12 protein-coding genes are annotated in these 12247 nt (G+C 61.5%); 7 read left to right on the forward strand and 5 right to left on the reverse strand.

All coding sequences use genetic code 11. The annotated features are described in order from the left end of the window. Positions 1 to 43: 43 nt before the first annotated feature. The 6 genes from AC07VV_RS11470 to AC07VV_RS11495 all read left to right on the forward strand — a co-directional run bounded on the left by AC07VV_RS11470 (position 44) and on the right by AC07VV_RS11495 (position 6126). Entirely contained in the window at positions 44 to 1432 is a 1389-nt protein-coding gene (locus tag AC07VV_RS11470; protein WP_495036283.1) for a M16 family metallopeptidase, read from the forward strand. Between the two features lie 95 nt (positions 1433 to 1527). Next, positions 1528 to 2556 (forward strand): DUF5924 family protein, encoded by a 1029-nt coding sequence (locus AC07VV_RS11475; protein ID WP_096822407.1) that lies wholly within the window; start codon positions 1528 to 1530, stop codon positions 2554 to 2556. 55 nt (positions 2557 to 2611) lie between these two features. Next, positions 2612 to 3760, forward strand: coding sequence for an ABC transporter permease (locus tag AC07VV_RS11480; protein ID WP_096822408.1), 1149 nt, complete (start codon positions 2612 to 2614; stop codon positions 3758 to 3760). Positions 3761 to 3774: 14 nt separating this feature from the next. Continuing rightward, a complete protein-coding gene (locus AC07VV_RS11485; RefSeq protein ID WP_173861375.1) occupies positions 3775 to 4560 on the forward strand; it encodes an ABC transporter ATP-binding protein in 786 nt (261 codons plus the stop codon). A 1-nt stretch (position 4561) separates the two neighbouring features. Then, entirely contained in the window at positions 4562 to 5500 is a 939-nt protein-coding gene (locus tag AC07VV_RS11490) for an MlaD family protein (protein WP_249484364.1), read from the forward strand. After that, positions 5497 to 6126, forward strand: a complete 630-nt coding sequence (locus AC07VV_RS11495; RefSeq protein WP_495036284.1) for an ABC-type transport auxiliary lipoprotein family protein — start codon at positions 5497 to 5499, stop codon at positions 6124 to 6126. The genes AC07VV_RS11490 and AC07VV_RS11495 overlap by 4 nt, the downstream gene beginning before the upstream one ends. A 3-nt stretch (positions 6127 to 6129) precedes the next feature. Here AC07VV_RS11495 and AC07VV_RS11500 read toward each other — a convergent pair whose 3' ends face one another. From AC07VV_RS11500 to AC07VV_RS11520, 5 genes are all read right to left on the reverse strand, one after another. Beyond that, on the reverse strand, positions 6130 to 7359 hold the full coding sequence (locus tag AC07VV_RS11500; protein ID WP_495036285.1) for a nucleoside recognition domain-containing protein: 1230 nt from the start codon (positions 7357 to 7359) through the stop codon (positions 6130 to 6132). 102 nt (positions 7360 to 7461) lie between these two features. Continuing rightward, positions 7462 to 8793 carry a glutamate/aspartate:proton symporter GltP gene (gene gltP, locus AC07VV_RS11505; protein ID WP_011331769.1) on the reverse strand — a complete coding sequence of 444 codons (1332 nt, stop codon included), beginning with the start codon at positions 8791 to 8793 and terminating at the stop codon, positions 7462 to 7464. A 697-nt stretch (positions 8794 to 9490) separates the two neighbouring features. Beyond that, positions 9491 to 9955 (reverse strand): inhibitor of vertebrate lysozyme family protein, encoded by a 465-nt coding sequence (locus AC07VV_RS11510; RefSeq protein WP_096822412.1) that lies wholly within the window; start codon positions 9953 to 9955, stop codon positions 9491 to 9493. Positions 9956 to 9957: 2 nt separating this feature from the next. Then, positions 9958 to 10122: a DUF1328 domain-containing protein gene (locus AC07VV_RS11515; RefSeq protein ID WP_003177151.1), complete on the reverse strand. Its 165-nt coding sequence runs from the start codon at positions 10120 to 10122 to the stop codon at positions 9958 to 9960. Positions 10123 to 10189: 67 nt separating this feature from the next. Continuing rightward, complete coding sequence (locus AC07VV_RS11520; protein ID WP_495036286.1) at positions 10190 to 10471, reverse strand: hypothetical protein; 282 nt, start codon at positions 10469 to 10471, stop codon at positions 10190 to 10192. Positions 10472 to 10898: 427 nt separating this feature from the next. Here AC07VV_RS11520 and algB point away from each other — a divergent pair, with 427 nt between their 5' ends. Then, a complete protein-coding gene (gene algB, locus AC07VV_RS11525; RefSeq protein ID WP_096822414.1) occupies positions 10899 to 12245 on the forward strand; it encodes a sigma-54-dependent response regulator transcription factor AlgB in 1347 nt (448 codons plus the stop codon). Positions 12246 to 12247: the final 2 nt, after the last annotated feature.

Here is a 12247-nt window from a genome sequence, read left to right on the forward strand (position 1 = left end):
ACTGACAACACGGATCTCCAATTCAGCTGTATGGAAGCTCGTTATGCGTTGCCTGTTGTTCGCTTGTCTGTTGCTCGGTTCCCTGCCTGCCCTCGCCCTGGATCGCTTTCAGGTCGAAGGCTATGCCCTGCCCAACGGCCTGCAATTGCTGCTCAAGCCCGGCACCGAACGCGGGCACGTGGCGATCAGGCTGGTGGTGGGCGTCGGTCTCGACGATTTCGACTGCAATGAGAAAGAGCTGCCGCACCTGCTCGAACACCTGTTGTTCAGCGGCATCGACGCCACTGGCGAAGGTGGCCTCGAAGAGCGCATGCAGGCTCTCGGTGGCGACTGGAACGCCTTCACCAGCAACGCCGACACCACATTCGTGATCGAAGCCCCGGCGAAAAACCAGCGCAAGGTCCTCGACCTGCTGCTGGATCTGCTGACCCAGACCCGCTTCGACGACAACGCGATCAACGCCGCCAAACGTGTGGTCGAGCGCGAGGACGGCGGGCATTACACCCGTCTGCAACGCTTTCTCGACCGGCAGGACCTGGGCCACACCGCGAGCAATCAACTGGCGGTCGAGCTGGGCCTGAAATGTCCGCAACGGGCCGAGGTCGACGGCCTGACCCGCGCGCAACTGGAGAAGGTGCGCAAAGCCTGGTATGCACCGAACAACATGACCCTGATCGTCGTCGGCGACCTCGACAAGTTGCTGCCGGCCTATCTGGAACGGGCTTGGGGCGCGCTGGAAGCGGTCGACCCGAGCGAACACCGACCCTTGCCGGACATCCGCGCCAGCGCCGCCCATGAGCGCACAATCACTCGCGGCTTCATCGGCAACAGCGCCAAGCTGCACTGGCTGGTGCCGGAGCCGGTGCTGGACGATCAGTACGACCAGACCTTCGACCTGCTCAAGGAGTACCTGGAGTGGGCGCTCTACCGCCAACTGCGCCTGAACCATGGTCTGTCCTACGGGCCGTGGGCCGAGCGCGAGGTGTTCGGCGGCGTCGGTTTCATGAGCCTGAATGCCGATCTGGATCGCGGTGATATCGCCGAAGCCGAGCAGGTGCTGGAAGACCTCAAGGCCGACCTGCTGAAAAACGGCCTCGACGCCGACACCTTCAATCGCCTCAAACAGGCGGCTATCGCCCATCAGGCCTGGGCCGTGCAGGGCAACAGCGCCATGGCCGACTATTACTGGAGCGCCCTGGGCGACTACGAGGACGGCCGATTCGCCGACCCTGCCCTGGAACTGCAAGGCGTGACGCTGGAAGCGGCGAACAAGGCCATGCGCGAGTTGCTGCTGCAGCCGGGATACCTGCGGATCGAGAAGCCGTTGCTCAGTGATGACGAGGTGTTGTGGCTGGTTGCGGGTGGGCTGGGTGTTCTGCTGCTGGTCCTGCTGGGCTGGCGGCTGCATCGTCGTCCCCCGGCCAAGCCGTGATCCCGTGGGCTTTTACTGATCGGCAGCCTCGCCACGGGGCCCGGCGGGCGGTACTCTGTCGAGGTTTTTTTCCTCGACTGTCGTGAACCGCCCAAATGCTCAAATTGACCCTCCTGATCCAGCGCATTCTCGAACTGATGAAGCGCTACCCCGGGGTCATTGCGCTCGGTGGTTTCATCTCCGGGGTCGGCAGTTTCATCCTGGTCGACCGGCAACAGGGGTTGGCGAGCTGGATCACCACGATCATGCTGCTGAGCTGGATCTGGCTGATGCTGGAAAACAGCCTGACCGAGCTGTTCACCCGGGTCTTCAAACGGGAAATTCCCCAGCCACTGCTGCGTTACGCGACGCAGATGATCCACCAGGAAAGCCTGTTTTTCGTCCTGCCGTTCTTCTTCATCACCACCACCTGGAACAGCGGCCAACTGGTGTTCACCGGTCTGCTGTGCATCGCCGCGCTGATCTCGATCGTCGACCCGCTCTACTACAAATGGCTGGCGCCCCGGCGCTGGGCGTTCCTCGCGCTGCACACCCTGACCCTGTTCGCCGCCCTGCTCACCGCCTTGCCGGTGATCATGCACCTGACCACGTCGCAGAGCTTCAAATGGGCGCTGGGGACAGCCGTGGTGCTGTCGTTCCCGAGCCTGGCATCGATCTTCCCGATCCGCACGGTGCGCAACGCGCTGGCGATCCTCAGCATCACCATCGGTATCGGCGGCGTCGGTTGGGTCCTGCGGTCGTGGGTGCCGCCGGCAACGCTGTGGATGACTGACGTGGCGATCAGCACCCAGTTGCAGGATCGCACCCCCGGCGCCAGCCTCGAACAAGTCAGCGCCGAGCAGATCCGTGGCGGCGGGCTCTACGCCTACACCGCGATCAACGCACCACGCGGGCTCGATGAGCGGATCTATCACGTGTGGCAGTTCAACGGCAAAGAGGTCGACCGGATCGCCCTCGACATCCATGGCGGGCGCAAGGAAGGCTACCGGGCGTGGACCCATAAGCAGGTTTTCCCTGGCAACCCGGTCGGTGACTGGCAGGTGCGAGTGCTGACCGAAGACGGCCAGGTGATCGGCGTTCTGCGTTTCGAAGTCACGGACAGCACACCGACCAAAGAAAAGTAATCCGGTTCGTGCTATTACGTAGGTTCGCGAATTTAGCCGAACAAGCACGGAGCTTATGACCAGCAGCTCGATGACCGGTAATGCCCGACTGGACACCTCGATCACCCCTGCCCGCCTGCGGGTCACCGGGGACTGGACGCTTGCTCATTACGCCGAGCTCAAGCACCTGAGCGAAACGCTCCGCGGTCAGTACGACGCCAGCACCCCCATCGACCTCAACGGCCTCGGCGCCCTCGATACCGCTGGCGCCTCGCTGCTGGTGGAGCTGCTCGGCTCCGAGCGCCTGGGCAAATCCGCCGAACACCCCGATTGCACGATTTCCACTGCCGACCGCGCGTTGCTGCAAACCGTGTATCGCTCGCTGACCGATTTCTGCGTACCGATCAAGGAACCGGAAATCAGCGTCAGCGTGCAGCTGCTGACGCGTATCGGCCGGGCTGTCGATACGGTCTGGCAAGACACCCTGCAACTGCTCGGCTTCGTCGGCCTGATCCTCGAAACCATCGCCCGCAGCCTGTTCCGGCCCAAGCGCTGGCGGATCACGCCGATGATCGCGCACATCGAACAGACCGGCCTCGACGCCGCACCCATCGTGGCGCTGCTGACCTTTCTGGTCGGCGCGGTGGTGGCGTTCCTCGGGGCGACGGTGCTGGCCAGTTTCGGCGCCAGCGTGTTTACCGTGGATCTGGTGGGATTCGCCTTTCTGCGCGAATTCGGCGTGTTGCTCACGGCGATCCTGATGGCCGGCCGCACCGCCAGTGCCTTTACCGCACAGATCGGCTCAATGAAGGCCAACGAGGAAATCGACGCCATCCGCACCCTCGGCCTCGACCCCATGGAGCTGCTGGTAGTGCCGCGCGTGCTGGCCTTGCTGGTGGCGCTGCCGATGCTGACCTTTCTGGCGATGATCTGCGGGATCATCGGTGGCGCCGTGGTCTGTGCGGTGTCGCTGGATATCTCGCCGGCGATGTTCCTGTCGCTGCTGCAAAGCGACATAGGGATTCAACATTTCCTGGTTGGCCTGGTCAAAGCTCCGATCTTCGCCTTCCTGATCGCCGCCATCGGCTGTCTGGAAGGCTTCAAAGTCAGCGGCAGCGCCGAATCGGTCGGCGCCCACACCACCTCCAGCGTGGTGCAATCGATCTTCGTGGTGATCGTGCTCGATGCGGTCGCCGCGCTGTTTTTCATGGAGATGGGCTGGTGAGTCGTCTACCCCGTATGCCGTCCGAGGCGGTGATCGAAGTCCGTGGCCTGTGCAATCGCTTTGGCAGCCAGAGCGTGCACGAGAACCTCGACCTGGACCTGTACAAAGGCGAGATCCTGGCCGTGGTCGGTGGTTCCGGCAGCGGCAAATCGGTGTTGCTGCGCAGCATCGTCGGTCTGCGTCGGCCCAGCGAAGGCAACGTGAAAGTGTTCGGTCAGAACCTGCCGAGCCTTTCCGAGCACGAGCGGTCGTTGGTCGAACGGCGGTTCGGTGTGCTGTTCCAGAAAGGCGCGCTGTTTTCGTCGCTGACGGTCACCGAGAACGTCGCCCTGCCCCTGATCGAACACGCCGGCCTGAGCCGCGAAGACGCCGAGCATCTGGCGGCGGTGAAACTGGCGCTGGCCGGGTTGCCGTTGTCGGCGGCGGACAAATACCCATCGTCGCTGTCCGGCGGCATGATCAAGCGTGCGGCACTGGCCCGGGCGCTGGCGCTGGACCCGGACATCCTGTTTCTCGACGAACCCACCGCCGGCCTCGATCCGATTGGCGCGGCGCAGTTCGATCAATTGATCCTGACCCTGCGCGATGCGCTGGGCTTGAGCGTGTTTCTGGTGACCCACGACCTCGACACGCTCTACACCATCACCGACCGGGTGGCGGTGCTGGCACAGAAGAAAGTGCTGGTGGCCGGTCCCATCGACGTGGTCTCGGAAACCGATGACGCGTGGATTCACGAATATTTCCACGGCCCTCGCGGCCGCTCGGCGCTGGACGCCGCCAAACTGCTCAACGAGGTCTGACATGGAAACCCGAGCCCATCATGTGTTGATCGGCCTGTTCACGGTGATTGTGGTGGCCGGTGCCCTGCTCTTCGGTCTGTGGCTGGCCAAATCCAGCGTCGACACCGAGTTCAAGGATTACGAAATCGTCTTCAACGAGGCGGTCAGCGGCCTGTCCCGGGGCAGTCCGGTGCAGTACAGCGGGATCAAGGTCGGCGATGTGGTCAGTCTGCGGCTCGATCCGCAGGACCCGCGCCGGGTGCTGGCGCGGATTCGCCTCGGTGGCGACACGCCGGTCAAGGAAGACACCCTGGCCAAACTGGCGCTGGCCGGGATCACCGGGACTTCGATCATCCAGCTCAGCGGCGGCACGCCAGAGAGCCCGAAACTGCGCGGCAAGGACGGCAACCTGCCGACCATTGTCGCCTCGCCCTCGCCTATCTCGCGGCTGCTCAATGACAGTAACGATCTGATGAGCGGGATCAGTACCCTGCTCAGCAACGCCAACCAGATGTTCTCCAGCGAAAACATCGAGCGCGTGAGCCAGACCCTGGCCCATCTGGAACAGACCACCGGTTCGATCAACGATCAGCGCGGCGATTTGCGCCAGGCCATGCAGCAACTGGCGACCGTCGGCAAACAGGCCGGCAGCATGCTCGAACAAACGTCGCTGCTGATGCGCAACGCCAACGGCCTGCTCAACGATCAGGGCAAGCAGGCTCTGGGCAGCGCCGAGCAGGCGATGAAGTCGCTGGAACAGAGCAGCGCCACCATCAACGGCTTGCTCAGCAAGAATCAGAATTCCCTCGACAGCGGCATGCAGGGCCTCAACGGCCTGGCGCCGGCCGTGCGTGAACTGCGTGAAACCCTGTCCTCGCTGCGGGCCATTTCTCAACGTCTGGAGGCCAACCCCAGCGGTTACCTGCTGGGCAGTGACAAGAACAAGGAGTTCACGCCATGAAGCTGACTCGCCTCGCCCTCCTCCTCGCTGGCCTTTCGCTGATCGGCGCGTGCTCGATCCTGCCCAAGTCCGAACCGCTGGACGTCTACCGCTTGCCGGCAGCACAGGCGCCCGCCTCGGCCAGTTCGACGGCGACTCAGCACTGGTCGCTGCGTCTGAACAAATTGCAGGCCAGCGAAGCGCTAAACCGGCCGGGCATCGCGGTGATTCCTCAGGGTGACGTGATCAGCACCTATAAGGCCTCGCGCTGGAGCGATCCGGCGCCAGTGCTGGTGCGTAATCGGTTGCTCGATGGTTTCCAGCGTGACGGCCGGGTGTCGCTGTTGAGTACCGATGACAGCAACTTCCAGGCGGACCTGGAACTGGGCGGCAGCCTGCAGGCGTTTCAGACCGAGTATCAAGGCACCCAGGCCAGCGTCGTGGTGCGGGTGGATGCGTTGCTGGTGCGCGGTTATGACCAGCGCATTCTCGCGAGCCGCCGCTTTGAAGAGCGCCAGCCATTGAGTGATGTGAAAGTCCCGGCGGTGGTGGCCGGATTCGGTCAGGCCAGTGACCGGCTGACGGCGAAGGTGGTGGCGTGGGCGGTGGAACAAGGCCAGAAGGTCGTGCCGACCGCCCGGCCCTGAGTCTCAGCCGAAGAACCAGTAGCAGACGCCGATAGCGCCGAGCACACCGGCCAGTTCGGCCAGCAGCGCGCAACCGACGGCATGCCGGGCGCGCTGGATGCCCACGGCGCCGAAGTACACCGCCAGCACGTAGAACGTGGTCTCGGTGCTGCCCTGGATCGTCGCGGCCACCAGCGCCGGGAAGCTGTCCACGCCCGAGGTCTTCATCGTTTCGATGAGCATCGCCCGGGCGGCGCTGCCGGAGAACGGTTTGACCATCGCGGTCGGCAGCGCATCGACGAAGCGCGTGTCCCACCCTGCCCACTCCACCAGATGGCGAATGCCGTCGAGGCCGAAGTCCAGCGCGCCCGATGCGCGCAATACGCCCACCGCGCAGAGCATCGCCACCAGATACGGCAGCAGGTTCTTGGCGACGTCGAAACCTTCCTTCGCGCCTTCGACAAAGGCCTCGTAGACCTTCACCTTGCGCAATGCGCCGATCAACAGGAACAGCATGATCAGACCGAACAGCGTCAGGTTGCCAAGGATCGACGACAGCCCCGCCAGTGCCGTGGCCGACATCGTCGCCAGCAGCGCCATGAAGCCGCCGAGGATCAGCGCGCCGGGAATCAGGTAAGCCAGCACCACCGGGTCCCAGACCCGCAGGCGCTGCATGAACGCCACCGACAGGAAGCCGACGATGGTCGAGCAACTGGTGGCCAGCAGGATCGGCAGGAACACCAGCGTCGGGTCCGGCGCGCCTTGCTGGGCGCGGTACATGAATATCGTCACCGGCAGCAGGGTCAGGGACGAGGCGTTGAGCACCAGGAACAGGATCTGCGCGTTGCTGGCGATGGTCGAGCTGGGGTTGAGTTCCTGTAGCGCCTTCATGGCTTTGAGGCCAATTGGCGTGGCGGCGTTGTCCAGGCCCAGGCCATTGGCAGCAAAGTTCAGGGTGATCAGGCCGATTGCAGGATGCCCCGCCGGCACTTCCGGCATCAGTCGCAGGAACAGCGGGCCCAGCGCTTTGGCCAGCCATTCAACGATGCCGGCCTTCTCGGCGATGCGCAGGAAGCCCAGCCACAGGGTCAGCGTGCCGAACAGCAGCACCATGACTTCGACCGACAGCTTGGCCATGGCAAAGATGCTTTCCACCATCGCCGCGAAGATCCCGGCGTTGCCGCCGATCAGCCATTGCCCCAGCGCCGAAACGGCTGCCACGATGAAGAAGCCAAGCCACAGGCCATTAAGCATCAGTCAAATCCCCCGGAAGATGCGGCGAATGATAGCGGGGTCGCCAGAAACGACAAACCCCGGATTTCTCCGGGGTTTGTCAGGGTGCCTTGCGGGCGGGGATCAGTTCTTGGAAACGTCACCGGCCGGCAGTTTTTCCTTGCTGCGCCAGTGCGGCAGCGAGTTCCAGTAGCGCTGGCCTTTCGCGTCGTCGTACATGCCTTCCCAACGGGCGATGACCAGTACCGCCAGGGCGTTGCCGATCACGTTCAGGGCGGTACGCGCCATGTCCATCACACGGTCGACACCGGCGATGAACGCCAGGCCTTCCAGCGGAATACCGACGCTGCCCAGAGTGGCCAGCAGGACCACGAAGGACACGCCCGGTACGCCGGCGATGCCTTTGGAGGTAACCATCAGGGTCAGGACCAGCAGCAGTTGCTGGCTGATCGACAGGTCGATGCCGTACAGCTGGGCAATGAAGATCGCCGCGATGGACTGGTACAGGGTCGAACCGTCGAGGTTGAACGAGTAACCGGTCGGCACCACGAAGCTGCAGATGGCTTTCGGTGCGCCGTAGGCTTCCATCTTCTCGATCACGCGTGGCAGCACGGTTTCCGAGGAAGCGGTGGAGTAAGCCAGGACCAGCTCATCCTTGAAGATGCGCATCAGCTTGATCACCGAGAAACCGAACATCTTGGCGATCAGGCCCAGAATCACGAAGGCGAAGAAGGCGATGGCGACGTAAACCAGGATCACCAGTTTGGCCAGCGGCAGCAGCGAGGCGAAACCGAAGTTGGCTACGGTCACCGCGATCAGAGCGAACACACCAATTGGCGCGTAGTTCATGATCATGTGGGTGACTTTGAACATGCTTTCCGAGACGCCCTGGAACATCTTCACCAGCGGCTCGCGCAGGTCCGACTGCAGGCTCGACAGACCGAGGCCGAACAGCACGGAGAAGAAGATGATCGGCAGCATTTCGCCGCGGGCCATGGCCGCGAAGATGTTCGACGGGATCAGGTTGAGGATGGTCTCGATGAACGCGTGTTCATGCTGTACTTCGGCGGCGGTCGCCTGGTACTTGGAGATATCCACAGTGCCCAGGGTGCTCATGTCGATGCCGGCACCCGGATGGAACAGGTTGGCCAGCAGCAGGCCGACGACGATGGCGATGGTGGTGACGATTTCGAAGTAGATGATGGTCTTCAGGCCGATGCGCCCGAGCTTCTTGGCGTCGCCCACGCCGGCGATGCCGACGATCAGGGAAGAGATGACGATCGGGATCACGATCATCTTGATCAGACGGATAAAGATATCGCCTGCCGGTTGCAGGACGTTGCTGATCCACCAGGCCTTCTCGGCACTGAAATGGTTGAGCAACGCACCGATTGCAATCCCCAATACCAGACCGATGAGGATCTGCCAGGCGAGGCTAAGCTTTGCCTTCTTCATTATCTTTACCCTTACTTGCGTTTGACTCAGGCACATGCAGGAACTGGAACGCTCTTTAGCGGAAAAGTTTGTGCATCTGCCTCCGTATAAGGTGCCCCGGGCCGCGTGTTTACGGCTCTCCGGCAGGCGAAAAAAGGCGCAACTATTCCGATGCAAGGTTGCGCCGTCTAATGCCGTAAACGCCTACCCTATGCCGAATCGGCATGAGCTTTTTTAAATGAAACTGGCGTCCCAACCGGTTCGAATACGACATTTCAGCAGGCATAAGTGCCGTGAACCGGCCATTACAGCGTAGGTTGGTTATTTTTTGAACGAGTGATTTCGACGAAAAATTTAGGAAAAAGCCTACGTTTGGAAACTAAAAGTCCGACTGGCTCAATCGACTCTTTCTCGATATACGGTCGCGACGAAACACCGCGAAACGCTTTTCGCGCGCAGTGTGAGCGATAAAAAGATGAGCAGAACGCTCTGGATCAATGTTTTGTCACTTTGAAAGCTCAGCGCAAGCCCGTCGAACCACCCCGGGTTGGCGAACTTGCGTCGCAGCTTTTACCCTGACCCGGCCCTCATCGCAGGCACTCCCTGTACCCGTAGGTCACTCCGACCCTGCAACAGTCAGAACGTCCCGGCCCCCTGGTCATGCGCCGGCCTTCCTCGGGCGGGCGCAATGGAAGGCAGCGCGTTGCTGCCCTCATGTTCAATACCAGTTCGGATCTTTCTTCAGCGTTTCCATCAACAGATCCTGCATGCCCTGATCGGGTTTTCCGAGGAAGCGGTAGGTCGCATGTCGCGTTGGCGACTTGTCGGCCGGCAGTCCTTCGGGCACATCGACCAGCATGGCGTAAGCGTGTTTCTTGTCGAAGCTGAACGCGACGATCAAGCGGTGGTTGAGGCACTTGTCCTGCGATTCGCAGAGCGGCCCGACCAGGTACTTGTCGCCGTCTTCAGTGACGGCATTCATCTGTTGGTCCGGCGTACCGGAAAGGTTCATCACCCATTCCGGCAGGCGTTCTTCCTTCTTCACCACGCCTTCCCAGGTTTCCCTGTAGTGCGGGTCGGAACTCAACAGTTCGTTGACCCGCGCCTGGCCATCATTGGCCGCCATCGCCATGGCACTGCCGCCCAGGAGCAGGGCGGCTGCCAGTGTCTTTAAAGCACTCATGGTCAACCTCGGCCGCGACGGCCAAAGAAGAACGAGGCGATGAACATCACCAGGAACACGACAAAGAGAATCTTGGCGATACCCGTGGCGGTGCCCGCGATACCACCGAAGCCCAGTACTGCAGCGATGATGGCAATGATCAGGAATGTGATTGCCCAGCTCAACATGGTGATTCTCCTTGTTTCTATTTAGGGGTGTTGCCGGTCTCGGCGCGGGGGCGCCCAGATTCGTTGATCAGAAAACCCAGCGTTCTTCGCGTGGTATGTCGCCCAGGGGTTGTGGCTGGTCGACATCCATCATGCGCATCGCGCCGCTATCGGCCTGGCTGCTGACGGCGCTGAAGTGCGTTTGTGTCGCGTGCTGCATCGAAATCAGGGGCTCAGGTTGCTGACTCTGTTCCCAGCGCAGGTATTGCTGGCAGGCGATCAGAGTGATCAGCAGCGCAAGTGCGCCAAACAAGGCCTGCTGCAGATGCAGTGGCGAAATACGCATTTGGGCGGCACGTTGGCGAGTCATCCTGGGTTCCTCACTCTTATTCGGTTAGGGCAGTGCATATCTGCCCGGGCTGAGAGAGGTATTGCAGCCTGCATGCCAGCTTTTTTGTTTAAAAAAAACTAATAAAATCAGATAGTTATAGATGTCGTGAAAAATCCTGACGACGCATCCTGCACGATGGCTCCGCCAAGGTCGTGCGTAATGCACGATTGTTTCGTAGGAGAAATCATTCTTTTTGAATTGAGGGCAGGGTGCGGATGTCAGAAAAGGATGCAGGCAAATGCCTGAAAAACGCTGATTGTTTAAAAATTCAACAAATTCAGTGGATTAGCCGTGAGGGCAGGAGAGAGCTACCCTGCTATGACTGGAATCGATCAGAATCAACCATGCAACTTGCCCGATTTTTCCGGGACTAAACCAAGACATTCACTTATGGAGCGTAGGAAAAATGGAATCAGCCACTGAGCACCAAGGCCGCATTCTGCTGGTGGACGATGAATCCGCCATCCTGCGAACCTTCCGTTACTGCCTCGAAGACGAGGGTTATACCGTCGCCACCGCCAACAGCGCGGCCCAGGCTGACGCGTTGTTGCAGCGTCAGGTGTTCGATCTGTGCTTCCTTGATCTGCGTCTGGGTGAAGACAACGGTCTCGACGTGCTGGCGCAGATGCGCATTCAGGCGCCGTGGATGCGGGTGGTGATCGTCACCGCTCATTCGGCCGTCGACACGGCGGTGGACGCGATTCAGGCGGGCGCCGCCGACTATCTGGTCAAGCCGTGCAGCCCTGACCAGTTGCGTCTGGCCACCGCCAAGCAGCTCGAAGTACGTCAGCTTTCGGCGCGTCTGGAAGCCCTCGAAGGCGAGATCCGCAAACCCAGGGACGGTCTCGATTCCCACAGCCCGGCGATGAAAGTCGTACTGGAAACGGCGCGGCAAGTGGCGAGCACCGACGCTAATATCCTGATTCTCGGCGAGTCCGGCACCGGTAAAGGTGAACTGGCCCGGGCCATTCACGGCTGGAGCAAGCGCGAGAAAAAATCCTGCGTCACCATCAATTGCCCGTCGCTGACCGCCGAACTGATGGAAAGCGAGCTGTTCGGTCACAGTCGCGGCGCGTTCACCGGGGCCAGTGAAAGTACGTTGGGCCGGGTCAACCAGGCAGACGGCGGAACACTGTTTCTCGACGAGATCGGCGATTTTCCGCTGACATTGCAACCCAAGTTGCTGCGTTTCATCCAGGACAAGGAATACGAGCGGGTAGGGGATCCGGTCACCCGGCGCGCCGATGTGCGCATCCTTGCAGCCACCAACCTCAATCTTGAAGACATGGTGCGCGACGGACGTTTCCGCGAAGACCTGCTTTATCGACTGAACGTCATCACCCTGCATCTGCCGCCGCTGCGCGAACGGGCCGAAGACATCCTGACCCTGGCCGACCGTTTCCTTGCCCGTTTCGTGAAGGAATATGCGCGTCCGGCCCGGGGTTTCAGCGATGAAGCCCGGGAAGCCCTGCTGGGTTATCGCTGGCCCGGCAACATCCGCGAGCTGCGCAACGTGGTCGAGCGGGCGAGCATCATTTGCCCGCAGGAGCGCGTGGAAATCAGCCACCTCGGCATGGCCGAACAGCCTGCCAACAATGCGCCCCGGGTCGGCGCGGCCCTAAGCCTCGACGAGTTGGAAAAGGCTCACATCGGCGCAGTGCTGGCGACCGCCGGTACTCTCGACCAGGCGGCCAAGACTCTGGGGATCGACGCCTCGACCCTGTATCGCAAGCGCAAGCAGTACAACTTGTGAGC

This window comes from Pseudomonas sp. GW821-FHT02C04 (assembly GCF_059421845.1).